Here is a 20,995-nt window from a genome sequence, read left to right as displayed (position 1 = left end):
ACAATTCTATTGTTATAATTTAAGGTTGCCTCAAGATAAATAATAATAAAAATGAGAATTATTTTAGCAGAAGATAATGATATCCTACGCAAATCGTTATCTTTTTTCTTAGAATCTAAAGGATTTAGTGTCGATCAGTTTTCGGATGGAAAAGACGCACTGGATGCCATTGAAACAAATACTTATGATCTGGTCCTAACGGACATAAACATGCCCGGCATCAGCGGTATGCAGATTACACAATATATACGAGAAACATTAAAATCAAACGTACCTGTTATTATATTAACCTCTTCGGGAGTAGAACAAACAGAGCTGGACTCTTTTGATATTGGAGCCAATGAATTTATTGCAAAACCAGTTAGTCCGGCGGTTCTTTTGGTACGAATTAATAAATTACTAAATATCCGATCGTGAAGAAGTATATCTATTATTCAATTTTACTGTTGTTTATTTCCTCTATCGCAATTGCGCAGGAAATCAATATCGATGAAACGCTGTCTAAAGTAAAACAAGAAGTTGAAAAGAATAATTTCGATAAAGCATTGTCTTTAATCGAGCCTTTACGTGCAAAATTTCCTGAAAATGAAGATATTCAAATCTACACTGGAAGAATCTACAGCTGGAAAAAAGATTATACTGCCTCTGCAAAAATACTACTGCCTATGGCAGACAGAGTTAATCCAAATCCAGAAGCTTTACAAGCCCTGATAAACACCTATTTTTGGTCGGAACAATTCGAAAAATGCATAACATACTGCGATAAATATTTAGCATTGAATCCAAAAGATACAGAAGTACTAAAAATAAAAGTAACCTGTCTTGAAAAACTAAACCGAGATCAAGAAGCGTTGGACATCATTTCAAGATCTGATATCGAAAACAGCACTCAGGCTTTTAGAGGAATCCGCACACTAATTGGGCGTAAGGCTAAAAATGCAGTATCGGCTTCTTATCTGAATATTTCAACATCAGATCCAGGACAATCTCCATTTCATTACGGATATGTCGAATATTCACATAAATTTTCAAAATCAGCTATTGTGGGAAGAGCCAATATTGGAAACGTTTCTGATAATACCCAAATGTTATTTGAAACCGATTTCTACCAGACATTTTCCAACAAAAGTTATCTGTATGCCAACGCTGGAGTTTCGACTGGAGAAACAATTTTTCCAGTAGCAAAGGCAGGATTAGAATATTATTTTAAACCGCATAAAAATTTCGATTACTCTTTAGGAGCCCGTTTTATGCATTTTGATACCGATGATATTACGCTCGTTACAGGTCAGCTGGCGTATAACACAGGAAATTACACACTGGCTTACAGACCGTATTATGACACTTCAAACGAATTATTTTCGCATGTTTTAAGTTTACAGCGAAGCAATGAAGAAAAAGAACGCATCATAAGACTCGAACTTCAATATGGAAACGTACCGTATTTGTATCTCTATAATGGATTTACACAGCCTTTAAAAGCCTATAGAATTGGTTTGCAATACCAGCATCGTTTTGGAGATTCATTTTTTGTACGCCCCATTTTTCTTTATGAAGATGAAGAATATACGCCTGGACAATATCGAAATAGATTTAATGTACAGTTAATTGTAACCAAACGTTTTTAATATGGCAGAAATCTGGGAACTATATAAAAACAGTCATTGGGTAGTGCCATTTCTAACTTTTTCAATCTATTTGTTTGTATTGGCTTCCTTTACGCTGTATTTAATTATTGTTTGGAGCCGAAGCCGAAATATTAGAAGAGAAAGACTTCGAAAAGAATACAACATTGAAATTGAAAGATTACTTTCATCTGTTATTTTTGAAGATAGAACTTATTCAGATTTTAAAGAAGACAAAAATTTTCTAGTACTTTTTGATACCACTTTTTACAGAGAAGTTGTCATAGAATCGATCATCAATCTGCATAAAAATTACGAAGGTGTTTTTGCCCAGAAGCTGGAACAATTTTACAAAGAATCGGGATTGATAAAAGACTCATTTAGAAAACTCAAAAGCTTAAAATGGGAAGTAAAATGCAAAGGAATTACAGAACTAGCCGAGTTTAATATTATAGAGGCTTTCGACAAGATCATCATTTTTGCAAAAGCCCGAAACAAAACTTTAAAGATTACCGCCATAAACGCTTGTATTAAACTCGCAGGAATAAAAGGCATTGTACATCTTACCCAGCACAGAGATCCTATTGATGACTGGACACAAGTGAATATTATAAATGCTTTTAAAAAACACGATATTGGCGATATTAGCGGAGTTGAGCTTTTATTAGAATCGCAGAATACAACTGTAATTGCCCTTGGATTAAAACTTATCAAAGAACTCAAACTAACACAAAAAGTTCCGTTTGTAGCACAATTAGCCGCTCAAACACCAAATTTAACCATTAAATACGAAGCGCAGAACGTATTACAAACCTTAACAGTATAACAATAGAACAAATGACTTTTTTTAATAGCGAAGTAACCTGGTTTATAGATGTATACATCATCCTTATACTTGCTTATGCAATATTAATCATGTCGTCGTATCTTGTGTTAGCCTATCTTTCGACTAAAGAATTACGAGGTTATCTTAAAAAAAACAGTTTCGTAGATTACGAAGTACTGCTTACCAGCGAATTTGCACCTAAACTTTCGCTGATTGCTCCTGCCTACAACGAAGGTTTTACCATAGAAGAAAATGTAAAATCATTACTTTCCTTAAATTACAATAACTATCAGGTAATTGTTGTGAATGATGGAAGTAAAGACAATTCGATGGAAATCTTAATGAAAACCTACGATCTTGTTTTGACCGATTTAGATTTTCATCCGCAGATTGAAACCAAAAAAATCAGAGGAATTTACACATCCAGAAATGCCGCTTTCAAAAAGCTAATCGTAGTGGACAAGGAAAACGGAGGCAAAGCAGATGCCTTAAATGTAGGTCTTAATATTGCGCAGAACCCTTATGTTGTCTGCATTGATGTTGATTGTATTCTCGATAAAGATTCTCTTTTAAAACTGGCAAAACCATTTTTAGAGTCACATGGAAAACGAATTATCGCAACTGGCGGCGTAGTGAGAATTGCGAATCAATGTGTGATTAAAAACGGACGTTTGGTTGAAGTGAACATTCCAGATGTGATGCTGCCTAGAATTCAGGTTTTAGAATACCTGAGAGCATTTCTTTTGGGAAGAATGGCGTGGGGAAGGCTCGACGGATTGCTGCTTATCAGCGGTGCGTTTGGTGCATTCGATAAAGAAATTGCAGTACTCTCTGGAGGTTACAGCACTAAAACAGTAGGCGAAGACATGGAATTGATTGTGAGAATGCGCCGTTATATGTTAGAAAATAAACTTCCGTATTCTGTGGCTTACATTCCTGATCCGCTCTGCTGGACAGAAGCTCCGGAAAGTTTTAAAATATTTAAAAAACAGCGCAGCCGCTGGATGCGGGGAACCATTGAAACCCTTGATTTTCACAAAAAGATGTTTCTGAATCCCAAATACAAATTATTAGGAATGCTTAGTGTTCCGTATTGGACATTATTTGAATTTCTCGCTCCAGGGATAGAGTTTATTGGTTTGGTGATAACAATTATATTTATAGTTTTGGGACAGTTAAATTGGCATTTTTTCCTGCTTCTTTTGCTTTTTGTATACACATTTGCAGTTTTCTTTTCGGTTATTGCTTTGTATAGCGAAGAGCGAACGTATCATAAATACCCAAAACAAATTGACTTTTTTAAATTATTAATGGCAGCTTTTATAGAACCTTTATATTTTCATCCGCTTACCGTTTATGCAGCGTTGGTGGGGTATAAAGAAAAAATCATGGGCACAAAAGGATGGGGAGAAATGACCAGAAAGGGCTTTACCAAGAAATAATAAAAATCAGCTTTTATTTTTTTATTAAATTTGCTACAGAGAAGTTGCTGTTAACTCTCCTAATGCCATAATATTTACCCAATAAATGAGTACAAATTCAACTTCAATATCTTCAGGTTTTCTTACTGATATCAAAACGCACACCGCAGATTCACATACAAAATTAGAACAACTTCCAATTTCAATGTCTATTGTTTCACCAGACATGAAAATAGAAAATTATGTACATTATTTAAGTCTAATGCATGATGTTCACAACGATACAGAAAATATTGTTTATCCACTGCTTTCAGGTATTGTTGAAGATTTAGAACACAGAAAAAAGAAACATCTTATAGAAAATGATCTTTCTTTTCTTCATCACACTAAAATTAATTCAGCCAAAGTATTTGAAATAACAAACATGAGTATTCCTTTTGCTTTGGGAGTTTTGTATGTAATGGAAGGATCGACACTTGGCGGACGATTTATTTTGAAAAATGTTTCAAAATTGCCTGAACTCTCTACAGATAAAGGTGTTTCTTATTTTAATGGGTACGGAGACAAAACAGGAAGTTACTGGAAAACGTTTCTAAATGTTTTAGCCGAATACGAACAAGATTATAATTGTGGAGATGAAATTATAAAAGGTGCAAAATATGCTTTTGAAAGCATTTATAATCATTTTCAAAACGCATAATGAAGATAAAAGATATAGTCAACCGCGACATTGTTACACTTACCAATTGTGAACATGAACCTATTCATATTCCAGGCAAAATTCAGCCTCACGGATTTTTGATAGGTGTTACTGCAGACTGGAAAATTGATTTTTGTACTGATAATGTTGCTGACTTTATCGCTGTTTCTTATACAGAAGCATTAGGACAAAACTTTGCCGCTGTTTTTGGTTTTGATGCCGAACAGAAGATTTTAGATTACCTTAATACAGATAAAATTCAGGATGCATTTCCTCTCGAAATAGAACTTTTAGGGAAACTTTTTCAAGTAAGTATACACCAAAGCCACGGTATTTATGTTCTGGAAGCCGAACCGCATTTTCCAGACAAAGAAAAACTGGCCGATGTATATACACAGACTATTCAGTTTGTAACCCAGATGAACCAGACCAAGTCACTTAAAGATTTGTGTGCACTTGTAGCAGAAGGAACCCGCAAAATAACAGGTTACGATCGCGTAATGATTTATCGATTTGATGAACAATACAATGGAGAAGTATTTGCTGAAAGCCGTCGAGATGATCTTGAGCCTTTTTTGGGATTGCATTACCCGCATACTGATATTCCAGCACAGGCAAGAGAATTATATATAAAAAATCAGCTCAGAATTATTGTAGATGTTGATTATGAACCTGTTCCAATTTTTACGGTAGATGATAAAGAAAATAAAAACCTTGATCTGAGCCTTTCTATTTTAAGAAGCACATCACCAATTCACGTTGAATATTTAAAGAATATTGGAGTAGGCGCTACGCTTACTATATCGTTAATTCATCACGACAAACTTTGGGGATTAATTGCCTGCCATCATTATTCAAAAAAGAATATTTCACCCGAAATTAGACTAGCAGCCAAACTTCAAGGACAATTTATAACTTCTCAAATCGATATCAGGCAATCGAACGATGAATATGTAAGTGTACAGAAAGCCTCTTTAGCATTAGAACAATTAACCGGACTCGAAATACCGCTTTTACAAAGTTCATTAGAACTTGTTGTAAAAACACCGCAGATATTGGATTTATCAAATGCGTCAGGCGTTTCAATTGTTTCAAGAGATAAAATCTACAAAAACGGTTTAACACCATCTGATGAAAAAATCATAAAACTGATTGAACTTATTGGTAATGAAAGCACAAACAGCGTATTCACCACCAATAACATCAGTAATTCTTTTCCTGAAATAGAAACCGATTCTGATTTTGCAGGATGTATATATCATTCTTTAGGAAATAACGACCATATAATTTGGTTTAGACCCGAAACCATTTCTGAAATAAACTGGGGAGGTGAACCTGAAAAAAGCATCGTAAAAGACAAAAACGGACTTCATCCTAGAAACTCATTTAATATCTGGAAACAGATTGTTAAAAACCAAAGTACAAAATGGAAAAGGTACGAAATTAATGCAGCGATTCAATATGCGCACGCTCTTCACAATCAGTTGATTATGATAATGCTGAGTGAAGAAGAAGAAAAATACCGTACACAGAGTGAAATCTTAAAAGAAACCAACTCAGAGCTTGAAAACATCAACTGGATTAGTACGCATGATTTACAGGAACCGCTTCGTAAAATTCAGCTTATTACTTCCAAAATGCTTACTGAACCAGATGTAGTTTCTAAAGAATCAATTGCAGCTTCTTTAAAACGCGTTTCAAAATCGGCCAGTAGAATGAGAGGTCTGCTGGAAGATATTCTGAAGTACACTCGAATCAAAAATGCCAAAGAAGCGTTGCAATTAGTAGATTTAAATAAAGTATTAAAATCTACCATAAAGGAATTGCAGGAAGTCATTACACAGAAAAATGCAGTAATTGAATTTGAAAATCTTCCTGAAATTCACGCCATTGGCTTTTTAATGCAGCAGCTGTTTATGAATATCATTCAGAACTCTCTAAAGTATGCATCAGAAGAAAGAACACCGGTTATCAAAATTACCGCTTCGCAGGAACCCGTCATAATGCGTCATTTGTATAAAGTGCACTGCCATTGGGTTCGTTTTTCGGATAACGGAATTGGTTTTGAACAGAAATACGCCGAGTCAATTTTCAAAGTCTTTACCCGACTTCATAATCAGGAACAATATGCTGGTTCAGGTATTGGACTTGCTTTATGTAAAAAAATCATGCAGGCAGTAGGAGGAGATATTCATGCCGAAGGAAAACCCAATCAAGGCACCGATATTATAATTTATTTTCCTTGTGATCCTGAAGATACGCTTATTTAAACGTATCTCAGGATTTCAGTTTTTTATCACATCTTTTGGAAGTTAAACCACTACTTTTAATGAATGAGGAAGTATAGAAACATCTATTTTATTTGATTTAAGTTTATAATGTTCACCATCTATCTGGGCATCTGTAAATATTTTTGAAGGTATTTCAATATGAATATCAGTAACTAGAAAATGCTTTGCTTTTTTGAATTTTTGAACTGAATTTCGAAGCACATAATATCCTAAAACTAACTTTTCTACAAATGATAATTCTGGTATAATAACGAGATCAAGTAATCCGTCATGTAAAGAAGCTTTTGGAGTCAGACTCATATTATATCCCATTTCATTTGAATTGGATATAAAAACCATGAAAGGATTTGTAGGTATCGTTTGTCCTTCAAAAGAAATAATGGAAGACTCAGACTTAAATTCAAAACTAGAAATCAAGGCAGATTTTATGTATGAAATTAATGTCCTGCGTCCTGAATTTTCATATTTTTTTATAATCATGGCATCAATACCAATTCCGGTGTTGCTAAAAAAATAACTTCCATTTATTTTTCCAGCATCAATTAATGTTGTCTGTCCCTTTTTGATAATGTTAATCGCTTTTTTAAAATCACGAGGAATATTTAGATTCGAGGCCAGTCCATTTCCTGAACCCACTGGAAGTATACCCAGTATAATGGATGTCCCAATTAAACATGAAGCCACTTCATTAATAGTACCATCGCCGCCGCACGCCACTATATAATCTGGATTATTTTGTACTGCCGCCGCAGTAAGTTCTACAGCATGTTTTTTACGTGTGGTATAATCGGTTTTTACGGTATAGAGATCAGCAGGAAAATGTTCTTGAATGAGTTCTGGAGTTAAATTGTGTTTTCCGCTTCCTGAAATAGGATTAATTATAAAATGAATGTAAGTCATTATCAATTCAAAGGTTATTACAAACCGCAAATTTTACCATTCAATTCTGAATTAATTTTGAATTTCTATTTCCTTAGTACAATAAATTCATAAGATTTATTCTCGTAAATTAGGAACAATAGGGTTTTATTTATTAATTTAGATTAGGAGATACAGCTCAAAGCTTGATTTTCTAAAAGCAAATTTTTTAATCTACGAAGCTGATGCGATGGAGTTAGTAAATAATCCTGATCTTTTTAAAGCCATATTTAATGCTGCGCCAAATGGTATTGCAGTTCTTAAGTCATTGTATAATGACAAAGGGCAGATAGAAGATTTTTCAATATTAAAGTTCAATTCGCGATTGCTTGAATGGATTAATGTTTCAGACTACAGAGAGAAACGTTTAAGCGAAGTGTTTTCTAAAGCTGTTGATAACGGAATTCTTAAAAATAGTATTGATACAGCCGTAACTGGAATTACTGCTGATTTCGAGCAATGTTATGAAGAAAATAATCAGATAAAGTGGTTTCGGATTACAATTGTAAAAGAAGACGAACTGCTGATTTTGAATGTAGAAGATATAACCGAAAAAAAGCAGGCAGATTCAGCCCTAAATGAGGCACTTATTGCAGCCGAAAAACAAAAACGATTTTACGAGTCTATCATCAATACTACACCAGATTTGGTCTATGTTTTTGATCTTGATTATACTTTTTCATATGCCAATAAGGCTTTGTTGACAATGTGGGGAAAATCTGCCGAAGATTCTATCGGACGCGGCTTACGTGAAAATGGTTATGAAGAATGGCATGCTCTTATGCACGAAAGAGAAATTGATACCGTTGTAGCTGAAAAAAGATCGATTAGAGGTACAGTTTCTTTTCCGCATGCCGAATTAGGAAGCCGAATCTACGATTATATTTTCGTTCCCGTTTTAAACGAAAAAGGAGAAGTAGAAGCCGTTGCAGGAACTACCAGAGATATTACCGAAATCAAACAAGCCGAAGAAAAATTGCAGCAGAGCGAAACCCGTTTTCGAAATATGATTGAACAATCCCCAATAGCAATGCTTCTTTCCAGAGGAGAAGATGTAGTAGTGGAGATTATCAATAAACCAATGCTGGAATTCATGAACAAAAAAGGGTTAGAAGATGCCGTTGGAAAAAAAATGCTCGAAGCACTTCCAGAATTGCAGGATCAGCCGGCATTGGAAACTGTTATAAATGTTCAAAAAACAGGTATTCCTTTTAGAGGCGATGAACAGCCTGTTGATTTAATTATAAATGGTAATCTCGAGCGTCGTTATTTTAATTTTTCATACGATTACATTCAAGATGATGGCGATACAGGCGCCGTTCTTCATATGGCAATTGATGCAACTGAACAAGTTTTAGCCAGAAGAAAACTCGAAGATAGTGAAAGCCGATTAAAATCGATGATTGAACAGACTCCAGCGCCAACATTAGTTCTTAAAGGTGACGATTTGGTTATTGAGCAGGTTAATAAACACATGCTTGAAATGATTGGCAGAGGACCTGAAATTATTGGTAGGCCGCTAATCGAAGTGCTGCCGGAACTCGAAGGGCAATATGTTTGGGAACAGGTTCAAAATGTCTACAACCAAGGAATTCCTTTTGACCAAAGCGAAGTTTTGGTACCTCATAACCGTACAGGTGAAATAAAAGACTATTATTACAATCTTGCCTATCGTCCGTTGATTGAAGACGGACAAATTACAGGAATGATTCAAGTAGCGGTTGATGTGACACAGCAGGTCTTGGCTAGAGAAAAAATGCAAGAAAGTGAAAGCCGTTTTCGAGCTTTAGTAAACGCTTCATCTGATGAAGTATACCGTATGGATGCAGATTGGAGAATTATGTACAGTCTCGAAGGAGATGATTTTTCTTTAGATTCGCAAAAACCTATACTCAATTGGCTTGACAAATATGCTCATCCTAATGATCGTGAAAAAGCCATACATCTTATTGCCAAATCCATAAAAGAGAAAAGTATATTTGAACTAGAACATCGTATAATAAACGAGAATGGTTCAACTGGATGGATTTTTTCGAGAGTTGTTCCTATACTCGACGATCAAGGTACTATTATTGAATGGTTTGGTGCGGCAAGTGATATCACCTCAGAAAAAGAACTTCATGAAGTTATCAGAGAAAGTGAAGAAAAGTTCCGACAGCTTGCAGATCTTGTACCTCAGATTATCTGGACCGGAAATCCAGATGGTTTTATAGATTATTATAACAGACGCTGGTATGAATACACCGGTTTTGACGAAAGTGAATATGGCGATTCAAGCTGGGTTCCAAGACTGCACCCAGATGATGTCCCATTTGTCACTCAAACTTGGTATAAAAGCGTCGAAAACGGAACTCCGTATCAGCTTGAATTTCGCTTAAAAAACGCTTATACAGGAGAATATCGTTGGTTTTTAAGTAAAGCAGTTCCTATTAGAGATAAAGAAGGTACTATAACCAAATGGTTTGGAACCTGCACGGATATACACGAACAGAAATCTATTACCGAAAAACTGGAAATCTTGGTAACAGATCGTACTAAAGAATTACAGCGTTCTAATGAAGATTTACAGCAATTTGCGCATGTGGCTTCTCACGATTTAAAAGAACCAGTTCGCAAAATAAAGACATTTGTTGGCCGTCTCGAAGATCATCTTCAAGGGCAGTTAGACGAATCTTCAGCAAAGTATATTGACAGAATTCATGTAGCTGCAGATCGTATGTTTAATATGATCGACGGAGTATTGGCGTATTCTAAAATAAATGCCGATTCTCAGAAAACGACTTTAGTAGATTTAAATGAAACCATTAAAAATATCGAAACTGATTTAGAGATTTCCCTGCAGAAAACTAACGGAAAAATCTATTATCATGATCTTCCAGTGCTGGAAGGTGCTTCAGTTTTACTGTATCAGCTTTTTTATAATCTGATAAACAATTCCATCAAATTTGCCAAAGAAGGAATTCCGCCAGAAATAACCATATCTTCAACAACAGTTAACCAGCACGACAGAAAAACAGCTGTGATCACTTTAGAAGATAATGGAATTGGCTTTGAACACGATCAAACCCGACGTATTTTTGAAACTTTTACACGCCTTAATTCAAAAGACCGTTATGAAGGAACAGGATTAGGATTGTCGCTTTGTAAAAAAATAACAGAACGCCATGGCGGAAACATTATGGCATCGGGAATTCCTAATGAAGGAGCTAAATTTATTATAACACTCCCTTTTGAGCAAAAGGAAAATGACATTTAAAACAATGAAAAAGATAATTTTACTTGCTGATGATGATAGAGATGACACAGAGATGTTTTGTGAAGCATTGGGTGAAATAGATGAAAACATTAAATGTCATTGTGCCGAAAATGGCAGTGAAGCACTGCAAATATTAAACACTCTTGATGAAGCTCCAAGTGTTATCTTTCTGGATTTAAATATGCCCATTATGAATGGCTGGGATTGTTTGAAAGAATTAAAATCGGATAAACGATATAAAGATGTGCCTGTTATAATGATTTCGACTTCTTCCCATAAAAACGATATGGACACAGCATCAAAACTCGGTGCAATCTGCTATTTCGTAAAACCCAATAACTTTAAAGATTTAAAACAAGTACTGCATTCTATAACCTCAAATCTTGAAAGCAGTTTAAAAGACACGATTCTCAGCCTTCATTCAGGTGGTTCACGCCACGTATTTTATTTAGGATAAAACCGTAATGTGTTGATTTTTAATTCACTAGTTTCTAATCGTTAATGGTGTCAGCCAGTTTCCATTTTATTCGTTTTTATTTCTTAATCTAGATTAATCGATCAAGAAGTATAACGGTGGTAAATTTGTAAAAGAAAATCAAGAACAACTTTAATACATAAAATACCATGGAAAATAAAATCTTAGGCTTACACCATATTACTGCCATTGCAGGCGATGCCAAACGTAATTTTGACTTTTATTCAAAAATATTAGGATTGCGATTCATTAAAAAAACAGTGAATTTTGATGATCCTGGAACATATCATTTTTATTTTGGCGATGAAGTGGGAAGTGCCGGTACAATTTTAACTTTTTTCCCTTGGGGAGAAGGAATACAACAAGGCAGAAAAGGATCAGGAATGGCGACAGAAATAGGCTATTCTGTTCCAAAAGGTAGTTTGGATTTCTGGCAGCAGCGTTTTGAAAAATACAATGTTATCTATAACAAACCAGCCGAAAAGTTTGGAGAAAAATACCTTACTTTCTTAGATCCTGACGGATTAAAACTAGAATTAATTGAATCTAAAACAGAAGACAGCAGAAAAGGCTGGGAAACCGATGAAGTAAAAGCAGACGCCGCTACAAAAGGATTTCACAACATCACACTGACTTTAAACGATATAAAACCAACAGCAGCAGTTTTAACGGAAATATTTGGTTACAAATTAATCGCTCAAGAAGTAAACCGTTACCGCTATGCTACTGATGCCATAGAAAATGCGGCAATTGTAGATTTAGTAGAATTGGCTGATGAAAGAAAAGGTTTAGTAGCCAATGGTTCTGTTCATCACGTAGCTTTCCGTGTACAAAACGATGAAATATTAATGCACTTTCGTGAAAAAGTTGAAGAATACGGATTATCAATTACACCACAAATTGACAGACAGTATTTCCATTCTTTATATTTTAGAGAACCAGGTGGAGTTTTATTCGAAATAGCTACCGATAATCCTGGATTTACTGTAGATGAACGCTTGGAAGAATTAGGACAAAATTTGAAACTGCCAGCTCAATATGAGCCACATAGAGCAGAAATTGAAGCCCATTTGGTAAAAATTAATTAATTAGAAAAGATCATGGAAGAAATAAAATTAGAATTAGACGAAAAAAAACACGGAGCTTTCAATTTGTATGTTGAGGGTAAAAAACTAGGCGAAATGACCATAAGCCTAAAACCTGATTTACTTACAGTTTACCACACAGGAGTAGAACCAGAAGGCGAAGGGAAAGGCTATGCGAAAAAGCTTCTGGAAGAAATGACCTCGTATGCTCGTGCCAACAAATTGATGGTTTTGCCGCTGTGTCCCTATGTTCATGCGCAATTCAAAAGACATCCCGATGAATATCAGGATATTTGGAAAAAATAATTTTAAATCGTACTTATGAATGCATCATATATAACAGGCGGAGTTCCTTTGCAAGAAGCCCAAAAAGCCTTAATCATGCTTCACGGAAGAGGTGCTGGAGCAAACGACATTCTTTCAATTGCCCGATATTTAAATGTTTCAGATTTTGCTTTGATTGCGCCACAGGCAGAAGGCAGAACTTGGTATCCGTATTCTTTCTTGGCACCAATTAATGAGAATGAACCTTTTTTATCGAATTCCCTTAAAACGGTTTCACAGGTTGTAGCTTCGGTTGAAGAAAACGGCATCAAAAGAGAAAATATTTATTTCTTAGGATTTTCGCAGGGAGCTTGCCTTACTTTAGAATATACCAGCAGAAATGCCGATAAATACGGAGGAATTATTGCTTTTACAGGTGGTTTAATTGGCGATCAAGTTTACGAAAACCATTACACAGGCGATTTCAAAAACACACCCATTTTTGTAGGCACTAGCGATCCCGATTTTCATGTTCCCGTTGAAAGAGTTAATGATTCTGAAGAACTTTTAAAAAGAATGGGTGCTGCGGTTACTAAAAAAATATATCCAGATATGGGACATACGATAAGCCAGGATGAAATAGATATTGTGAATGCTCTAATTTTCGGGAAAGAGTAAGATTTCCTATCTTTAAGGTAATAACTTTAAAAATATAGAATATGAAGTCTGCTATGAAGATAGGAATGTTGTTGTTTTTCTTTACAACACATTTTATGCACGCACAAAATGATACTCAAAAATGCCGCTATACCAAGACGTCACAAGGATATTTAATGGTTTTACGGGAAGGCGATAATGTTTTGGCTTCGATAGAAAACTTAGTAAAAGAACAGCAGATTCTTTCGGCAAACTTTACCGGAATTGGTTTTGCACAAGAAGTTACTTTCGGGTTTTATGATTTCAGTCAAAAGAAATTCCATCCCAAAACCTTCAATAAAGTTGAAATGGGAAGTCTTACTGGATCAATTGCATGGAGTGATGGAAAACCTTCTCTGCACATTCACGGAGTAGCCACAGATGATAAATTTGATGCTTATGGCGGACATATTCTGGCAATGAAAGTAGGAACAGGTTCTATGGAAATTTACATTACACTCAATAATGAAAAGTTAGAAAGAAAAATAGAACAACCGCTAAACGCTAATGTGTTACAGCTTCCATGCTTAAATAAATAAAAAAAGTGCTGATTTTAATCAGCACTTTTTTTATGAATAAATTGAATTAATCAATTTTATAACCATCGTCTGAGAAAGTTTCAGGCTCACGGTCGTTTTCATCATAATCTTCAACTAAATCATCATCAAGATCATCTTCGTCAAGATCTTCATCTTCATCTTCATCTTCATAAAGATCATCATCTTCTGATTCATCTGGCTGATAATCAAGTTCTGGATCGCTGTCATCTCGGTCTAAGGCATTCGAAAATTCATTATCCAAATAATTGTTCTCACTCAATTGAATCTCTTCAAACGTATTATCATCTGAAGGTTCTTGATATTGATTTGAATAATTTTGCTGATCTGCTGTGTCGTTACGATCATCATAATCGTAATGCGGTATATGTGTATCTGTAATCATAATAGTTGATTTTAATTAGTAGATATATCTTTTAATGTTTATTAAAATTAAAGTTTTTAAAGCCCTTTATTTTATACCATTTTTGAAGATAGCTGCTAAATTTTCATGCTGTTTTTATAAAATTATATTTCTGTTAAGTATCACATTTTTAGATATTTATGAAAAGTTTAACACATCCGACATGGGAATTGTATAAAATTTCTACATAATTTTGCAACATCAAAAATCAAGTGATGGAAACTTGAAACTGATAATCCCCCCAATCTACTACTAACTTTTATATTGATTTGCGAATGAGAATGAAAATGTTTTTTTTGGTATTGTTTGTTTCTTTAACCTCTTTTACCACCTACAATGTAATGGAAAATGAAGAAATATTATCTGAACTTGAACTGGTAAGGCTTACTGACCACGTAAATGAAATTAAAGCACTTACTGCTTCAGACCACAAATACAACAGCAAGATTGCGTTTCTTGTAGATATGAAAATCAAATCAGGAAAGAATCGTTTTTTTGTATACGACCTTAAGAATAATAAAATCCTCGATCAAGGATTGGTAGCGCACGGAAGCGGTTCTGAAACAGGAATAAGAGGTGATGAATTAAAATTCAGCAATATGCCTAATTCAAACTGTACTTCATTAGGAAGATATTCTGTTGAGAAATCCTATAAAGGCATTTTCGGAAAAGCTTTTAGACTTAACGGTCTTGATGAATCAAACAATAATGCTTTAAAAAGAGCTATTGTATTACACCAATATTCGGCAGTTCCTTATGGAGAGCAGGATTATTATATTACAAACAGCCATGGCTGTCCAATGGTGAACGAGATATTTTTCAAAAGACTTGAGAAAATTATCGACAGTTCAAATTCAAAAATTATGCTTTATGTATATTATTAAATAAGGTTAATTGAGTTATAACAACAAGAAAAGAGCTGAAAAGCTCTTTTTTTGTTTTATATAAGTTATAGCTGCTGAAAGTTAGTTATTTCTTTTAAGACATCTTCCTCTTGGTTCGTCACTTTCGAGAAGTACAATTTCAGAATGAAGAAACTTTGCTGCTTCTGCTGAATCTTTCACTTTTACGGCGCTTCGTTCCAGCATCTCAGCTTCAAATTCATTTAAAACCCTTTCTCGTATGCCATGTTTTCTCCATTCTGATGAAGGTTTGCATCCTTTAGTGATAGAACGGGCAAGAGAAAGTGCATCTAATAAAGCCTGATTGGCTCCTTGTCCTTTAAACGGACTCATTGGGTGTGCTGCATCGCCTATTAAAGTTGCTTTTTCTCCCTTTTTTAGAATTGCTGGCGTAAGCAGTTCGCGATCGTAAACTGGATAACCTGAAATCTGTGCTTCCTGAGTGGCTTCTAAAAGCTGCGGAATTGGCGCATGCCATTTTGTTCTGCGAATAGCTTCTTCTTTTAATGCCTGAGTTCCTTTTGCGCTTAATGCTTTGGCTTCATCTTCGTCCATTGGAAAACTGAGCTGCCACATTACAGAGTCAGCTTTATAAGGCATTACATAGATTCTTTCGTTTCCATTGGCGGTTTGAAATACCGTTGCTTTATCTAACAAAGGATTATTATTGCCTTCAATCGCACTTAAAGGACAAATACCTAAAATAACAATACAGCCCAGATAGCGAAGAGGCGCAACATCATCTCCAATTAACAATTTTCTCACTGAACTTCGAATACCATCTGCTCCCACAACAAGATCCGCTTTGGCCGTTTTTAGAACTCCATTTATATCGAAAGTTAAAACGACTCCTTGTTCATCTTCTTTAAAATCCAAAAGCTGATGTCCCCATTGTACAGCATTATGACCGCCAAATTCTTCTAAAAGTGCTAAACGAAGTGATTGACGGGCAATATGCATATTGGTGCGCTTAGGAGAATTTTCTCCATCTGATTGAAGCCATTTCCTGATTCCCCATTCGCCAATTACTTTTCCTTCAACCGTATGTACTACATGTCGTGTTGAAATAACTTTGTCTTTCAGCGAAAAAATCCCCAAACCTTCAATTGCTTTACTGGCTTGCTGTAGAGTAAGTCCATACCCTTGAGAACGGGCATCAAAACTAGCATCGCGTTCGTAAATCGTAAAAGGAATACCACGATGCAGGCAAGCGACAGCCAAAGCAGTTCCGCCAATACCGCCTCCAATAATAGCAACATTCGGAAGATTTTTATAATCGGCAGGAAGATAATGGTCAGAAGGTAATAATCCGGTTCCAGAGCATGTTGTGCAAGTATGAAGATGTGCTTTGGGACGTACAGGAGCGATTCCCGTATGTCCTGATTTTTCAAATTCGGCAACGGCTGATTGATAACTCTCTTTTGCTTTTTTAGTTAGTCCGCGGTTTTTCTTTCCGCGTCCCTGACATTCATGGCAGATAATCCACATAAATAGATGCTAAATACAGCGCAAAATTAGGCAATATATTTTATTTCCTAGGTTTACATCTATAATTAGTATGTCTCCATGAGAATTTGGAGACGTTATTTCGGCTTACTTTTTCACCTTTTTGGCTACCTCTAAAAGTTGTATTTAAAACAATTTTGCAGTGTACAATTAAACACAATACATATGAGAAAAACAATTTTTATTACAGGAGCATCATCAGGATTGGGAAAAGCAGCAGCCAAAGTATTTCAACAAAATGGCTGGAACGTTATTGCAACCATGCGTAAACCTGAAAATGAAACGGAATTAACACAACTAGAAAATGTTACCGTATTAAAATTAGATGTTACCAATTCTGCTGACATTATACAGACAATACATAATGTTTTATCCAAACAACCTGTAGATGTGGTTCTTAATAATGCCGGTTATGGACTTATTGGACCTTTGGAATCATTTAATGAAGAACAAATTCTGAATCAATTTCAAACTAATCTTTTTGGAGTTATCAATGTAACTAGAGCTTTTTTGCCGAATTTTAGAGAAAGAAAACAAGGCACTTTTATTAATATCACTTCAACTTTTGGGTTATTAGGATATCCGACTTGTTCGATTTACAACGCTTCAAAGTTTGGTGTAGACGGTTTTTCGGAAGGACTTGCTTATGAACTGGCTCCGTTTGGAATTAAAGTAAAAATAGTTGCTCCAGGCGGAATGCAAACTGATTTTGCCGGAAGATCACTTCAAGGAGGTTTGCATGAAGCGTATCAGGATGTAACAGCTAAAGTGAGTGAAGGCTACAGCGAAGAACAAATTGCTAATTATACCAAAGCCGAAACCGTTGCAGAAATTATTTATAATGCCGCTTCAGACGAAAAAAGCCAGCTTCGTTATATTGCTGGAAATGACGCCAACGAATTGTATAACGAACGTTTATCGCTGACTCCAGAGCAGCAGTTTCAAAAAATCCGTTCTCAGTTTTTAATGTAACTTTAGAATGATTTTTATTATTTGAAATAATTAAATTGGCACCATGAAAAAAAAGCAGCCCGTTATATTCAATTCATTATCTCAATTGCATAAAGCAATGGGAATAGGAGCGCCTCCGCATCCGCTTATCAGTATTATAAATTATGGTGAAGCGAAGTTTGAACCTAAAGACTTTGAAAACGGAATTATTCTTAACTTTTATAAAATTTCCTTTAAAACAAAATTCTCAGGAAAATTAAAATACGGACAGGGATTTTATGATTTTGAGGAAGGAGGAATGTCTTTTGTGTCTCCCGGCCAGCTGCTGCGCATGCAGGATGAAGAAGCTGACTACAGCGGCATGTCATTGCATATTCATCCTGATTTATTGCGATCTTATCCGTTGAATTTCCAGATTAAACAATACGGTTTCTTTAATTATTCGGCTTCGGAAGGACTTTATCTTTCTGAAAAAGAAAAAATAACCATTTTGAGTATTTACCAATTTATTCAGGATGAGTTAAATGAGCGGATCGATAAATTTAGTCAGGATGTTATTATTTCTCAGATTGAAGTATTGCTTAATTATGCCAACCGCTTTTACGACCGACAGTTTATAACCAGAAAAGTGGTAAACCATGATATGCTGACCAAATTGGAAAAACTGCTTGAAGATTATTTTAAGGAAGAAAAAACAGTGCTGAAAGGATTACCAACCGTTAATTCGCTTGCCGAAATTTTGAATGTCACGCCACGTTATTTAAGCGATATGCTGCGAAACCTGATTGGTTTAAATACACAGCAGTTTATACATGAAAAAGTAATAGAAAAGGCGAGGGAATATCTAACCAAAGACGAAATGACAATTGCAGAAATAGCCTATCAATTAGGTTTTGAACATCCGCAGTCGTTTACTAAACTTTTTAAAAGTAAAACCGCCTTATCGCCTTCAGATTATAAAAAAAGTCTTCTGAATTAGACTTTCAATTAAAACAAACAAAAATTACAATGAACATAGATATTTTTATTAAGGATTGGATTGAAGCAGGAAATGCATTTGATACCGAAAAGTACCTCCAATTTTATCATGAAGATGCTGTTTTGGATGATCCTTCAGTAGGCAGAAAATTTACAGGACACAAAGAGATAAAAGATTATTTCGAGAGTTACTTTATAGGTTATAACACGCATACCAAATTAGTTCATTTCCACAAGACAGATGAAGAAAGCCTTCATATAGAAGTCGAATTTACAGGAGATTTCTCTGAAGGAAAACTGGGAGGAATTTTCGATTTAAGATTTAAAGATGAGAAAATCAGTTTCGCCAAAGCTGATTTAATTCATTAATCAATCATTATTTTATAATTTTTATAAAGGATTATGTAATTAAAAAAATCTGGGTTTCAGCTAATTTTACTAAACATTAAAAAATAGAAATTATGGAATCAAATAATCAAATCCCGAAAAACACCAATAAGAATGGTGCCGATCATCGAAGTGATACCAGAAAACACCAATATAGAGATCATGATGAAGTCTTAACAAATGATGAAAATTATGATGCCGATACAAAGAAGTTTAAAGGTGAAGACCCAGATTTCGATGATAAAATGAATAACGAAGAAAAAAAGTAAATAAAAAACGTCTTAGATTTCTATTTAAGACGTTTTTTAGTAAACCGTTTTTCGATGGTATTTTGCGTATTTTTGCATAACAAAAAAAATCTAATACATGAAACGTTCAGGTACAGCAGATCTTCCTCTTCATTACGGACAAGTTCCGTTGTGGCTTTCTGAACGAATGTCAAAATTGGGTTTGGCCATAGTAGAAACGATTGCTATGGAATTTTCTACATCTGAAGTAATCAGTAAATTAAGCAATCCGTTTTGGTTTCAGAGTTTTGGTGCAGTAATGGGAATGGATTGGCATTCTTCAGGAATTACAACTTCGGTACTTGGAGCTTTAAAAAAATCAGTAAATCCGCATTCTAAAGAACTGGGTATTTACATCTGCGGAGGCAAAGGAAAACATTCAACTGCAACGCCTCAAGAGCTTTTATTTGTAGGTGAAAAAACAGGACTTGACGGAATTAATCTGGCAAACTGCAGCAGGTTAACGGCTAAAGTAGACAACACGGCCATTCAAGATGGATTTCAATTGTATCAGCATAATTTTATTGTCGATAATAAAGGACAATGGGCTGTTATTCAGCAGGGAATGAATCCTAATTCTAAAACAGCGAGAAGATATCACTGGCATTCTCCAGATTTACAATCATTTATAAACGAGCCACATACTTTTATTTATGGTGAAAATCAAGGTTCTATTTTGAATCTTACCGCTCAGGCTGCTTCCAAATCGAGAGAAGGTATTTTGGAATTGGTAAAAGAATCTCCAGTAAAAATCATAAAAGAAATGCAGTATCTGTCTATGCCTGCGCATCATGATGTAAGGATGGAAGATGTGAATATGAAAAGGCTGGGAGCGATGCTTTGGACAACTCATGAAAATAAACCAGAAGATTTTGAAGAGCTTCTGCTTTTAAAAGGTATGGGACCAAGAGCTTTACAATCGCTGGCCTTGGTAAGTGAAATAATTTACGGAACTCCAACCCGATTTGAAGATCCTGCCCGTTTTTCATTTGCCCACGGAGGAAAAGATGGTCACCCGTTTCCTGTTCCCTTAAAGATTTATGACGAAACGATTTCTACTTTGCAGAAAGCCATTAACCGTGCTAAAATTGGAAATAGTGATAAAATAAGCGCTATTCAAAAATTATCTGAAATCTCAAGAAGGGCAGAAGAAAGCTTTACACCCAATTCCAATTTTGACGCTTTAATTGAGAAAGAACGCAGAGAATCTCACTTATACGGCGGTCGAACGGTATTTGGAGATGCAAAACCTCCTAAGGATAAGCCTAAGCCACCCAATAACCAGCTTGAGTTATTTTAAAGCATAAATGTATTTACAAATTCAAAAAGATCGAAATCACCTTTAGTATCGATTATAAAAATTTTAGAAAAGTTAAAAAGCAGAAAAAAAATATGATTTGATTTTTATAGATTTGTATAATCTATTACATTCTCAAAATTTCCGAGAACAAATATAAAATGCAATTA

General features: G+C 35.1%; 21 protein-coding genes. 18 read left to right on the top strand and 3 right to left on the bottom strand.

Annotated elements, in window-relative coordinates:
* Positions 1-51: 51 nt before the first annotated feature.
* From J0383_RS00455 to J0383_RS00430, 6 genes are all read left to right on the top strand, one after another.
* Positions 52-417, top strand: coding sequence for a response regulator transcription factor (locus J0383_RS00455; protein WP_207296495.1), 366 nt, complete (start codon positions 52-54; stop codon positions 415-417).
* On the top strand, positions 414-1,628 hold the full coding sequence (locus J0383_RS00450) for a YaiO family outer membrane beta-barrel protein (protein WP_207296494.1): 1,215 nt from the start codon (positions 414-416) through the stop codon (positions 1,626-1,628). The genes J0383_RS00455 and J0383_RS00450 overlap by 4 nt, the downstream gene beginning before the upstream one ends.
* Before the next feature lies 1 nt (position 1,629).
* Complete coding sequence (locus J0383_RS00445) at positions 1,630-2,451, top strand: hypothetical protein (protein ID WP_207296493.1); 822 nt, start codon at positions 1,630-1,632, stop codon at positions 2,449-2,451.
* Positions 2,452-2,462: 11 nt separating this feature from the next.
* Positions 2,463-3,893, top strand: a complete 1,431-nt coding sequence (locus J0383_RS00440) for a glycosyltransferase family 2 protein (protein ID WP_207296492.1) — start codon at positions 2,463-2,465, stop codon at positions 3,891-3,893.
* 85 nt (positions 3,894-3,978) lie between these two features.
* Positions 3,979-4,572 (top strand): biliverdin-producing heme oxygenase, encoded by a 594-nt coding sequence (locus tag J0383_RS00435; protein ID WP_207296491.1) that lies wholly within the window; start codon positions 3,979-3,981, stop codon positions 4,570-4,572.
* Positions 4,572-6,842: an ATP-binding protein gene (locus tag J0383_RS00430; protein ID WP_207296490.1), complete on the top strand. Its 2,271-nt coding sequence runs from the start codon at positions 4,572-4,574 to the stop codon at positions 6,840-6,842. The genes J0383_RS00435 and J0383_RS00430 overlap by 1 nt, the downstream gene beginning before the upstream one ends.
* A 42-nt stretch (positions 6,843-6,884) precedes the next feature.
* Here the strand turns inward: J0383_RS00430 and J0383_RS00425 are convergent, their stop codons facing one another.
* Positions 6,885-7,763, bottom strand: coding sequence for a diacylglycerol/lipid kinase family protein (locus J0383_RS00425; protein ID WP_207296489.1), 879 nt, complete (start codon positions 7,761-7,763; stop codon positions 6,885-6,887).
* 208 nt (positions 7,764-7,971) lie between these two features.
* On the opposite strand from J0383_RS00425, the gene J0383_RS00420 reads away from it, so the two are divergent.
* The 6 genes from J0383_RS00420 to J0383_RS00395 all read left to right on the top strand — a co-directional run bounded on the left by J0383_RS00420 (position 7,972) and on the right by J0383_RS00395 (position 14,096).
* Positions 7,972-11,037 carry a PAS domain S-box protein gene (locus tag J0383_RS00420; RefSeq protein ID WP_207296488.1) on the top strand — a complete coding sequence of 1,022 codons (3,066 nt, stop codon included), beginning with the start codon at positions 7,972-7,974 and terminating at the stop codon, positions 11,035-11,037.
* Between the two features lie 4 nt (positions 11,038-11,041).
* Positions 11,042-11,494 carry a response regulator gene (locus tag J0383_RS00415; protein ID WP_207296487.1) on the top strand — a complete coding sequence of 151 codons (453 nt, stop codon included), beginning with the start codon at positions 11,042-11,044 and terminating at the stop codon, positions 11,492-11,494.
* A gap of 167 nt (positions 11,495-11,661) precedes the next feature.
* A complete protein-coding gene (locus tag J0383_RS00410) occupies positions 11,662-12,600 on the top strand; it encodes a ring-cleaving dioxygenase (RefSeq protein WP_207296486.1) in 939 nt (312 codons plus the stop codon).
* A gap of 12 nt (positions 12,601-12,612) precedes the next feature.
* Positions 12,613-12,903 (top strand): GNAT family N-acetyltransferase, encoded by a 291-nt coding sequence (locus J0383_RS00405; RefSeq protein WP_207296485.1) that lies wholly within the window; start codon positions 12,613-12,615, stop codon positions 12,901-12,903.
* Between the two features lie 15 nt (positions 12,904-12,918).
* Positions 12,919-13,539 carry an alpha/beta hydrolase gene (locus J0383_RS00400; RefSeq protein ID WP_207296484.1) on the top strand — a complete coding sequence of 207 codons (621 nt, stop codon included), beginning with the start codon at positions 12,919-12,921 and terminating at the stop codon, positions 13,537-13,539.
* A 41-nt stretch (positions 13,540-13,580) separates the two neighbouring features.
* Positions 13,581-14,096 carry a PPC domain-containing DNA-binding protein gene (locus J0383_RS00395; RefSeq protein ID WP_207296483.1) on the top strand — a complete coding sequence of 172 codons (516 nt, stop codon included), beginning with the start codon at positions 13,581-13,583 and terminating at the stop codon, positions 14,094-14,096.
* 46 nt (positions 14,097-14,142) lie between these two features.
* Here the strand turns inward: J0383_RS00395 and J0383_RS00390 are convergent, their stop codons facing one another.
* Positions 14,143-14,499 carry a hypothetical protein gene (locus J0383_RS00390; RefSeq protein WP_207296482.1) on the bottom strand — a complete coding sequence of 119 codons (357 nt, stop codon included), beginning with the start codon at positions 14,497-14,499 and terminating at the stop codon, positions 14,143-14,145.
* Between the two features lie 299 nt (positions 14,500-14,798).
* On the opposite strand from J0383_RS00390, the gene J0383_RS00385 reads away from it, so the two are divergent.
* Complete coding sequence (locus J0383_RS00385; RefSeq protein WP_207296481.1) at positions 14,799-15,401, top strand: murein L,D-transpeptidase catalytic domain-containing protein; 603 nt, start codon at positions 14,799-14,801, stop codon at positions 15,399-15,401.
* Between the two features lie 81 nt (positions 15,402-15,482).
* On the opposite strand, the gene J0383_RS00380 is transcribed toward J0383_RS00385, so the two are convergent.
* Entirely contained in the window at positions 15,483-16,907 is a 1,425-nt protein-coding gene (locus J0383_RS00380; protein WP_207296480.1) for an FAD-dependent oxidoreductase, read from the bottom strand.
* 183 nt (positions 16,908-17,090) lie between these two features.
* Here J0383_RS00380 and J0383_RS00375 point away from each other — a divergent pair, with 183 nt between their 5' ends.
* The 5 genes from J0383_RS00375 to J0383_RS00355 all read left to right on the top strand — a co-directional run bounded on the left by J0383_RS00375 (position 17,091) and on the right by J0383_RS00355 (position 20,828).
* Entirely contained in the window at positions 17,091-17,897 is an 807-nt protein-coding gene (locus J0383_RS00375) for an SDR family oxidoreductase (protein ID WP_207296479.1), read from the top strand.
* A 43-nt stretch (positions 17,898-17,940) separates the two neighbouring features.
* Positions 17,941-18,855 (top strand): helix-turn-helix domain-containing protein, encoded by a 915-nt coding sequence (locus J0383_RS00370; protein ID WP_207296478.1) that lies wholly within the window; start codon positions 17,941-17,943, stop codon positions 18,853-18,855.
* A 29-nt stretch (positions 18,856-18,884) separates the two neighbouring features.
* On the top strand, positions 18,885-19,223 hold the full coding sequence (locus tag J0383_RS00365; RefSeq protein WP_207296477.1) for a nuclear transport factor 2 family protein: 339 nt from the start codon (positions 18,885-18,887) through the stop codon (positions 19,221-19,223).
* Between the two features lie 92 nt (positions 19,224-19,315).
* The gene (locus J0383_RS00360; protein WP_207296476.1) at positions 19,316-19,510 is read left to right on the top strand and encodes a hypothetical protein; all 195 of its coding nucleotides are present in this window, start codon (positions 19,316-19,318) and stop codon (positions 19,508-19,510) included.
* Positions 19,511-19,607: 97 nt separating this feature from the next.
* Positions 19,608-20,828, top strand: coding sequence for a DUF763 domain-containing protein (locus tag J0383_RS00355; protein ID WP_207296475.1), 1,221 nt, complete (start codon positions 19,608-19,610; stop codon positions 20,826-20,828).
* The last annotated feature ends 167 nt before the right edge of the window (positions 20,829-20,995 follow it).

The sequence above is a fragment of the Flavobacterium endoglycinae genome (genome assembly GCF_017352115.1).
Classification (GTDB): Bacteria; Bacteroidota; Bacteroidia; order Flavobacteriales; family Flavobacteriaceae; genus Flavobacterium; species Flavobacterium endoglycinae.
Note: the sequence above shows the minus strand (reverse complement) of the source record. Positions and strands in the feature narration are given on the sequence as shown.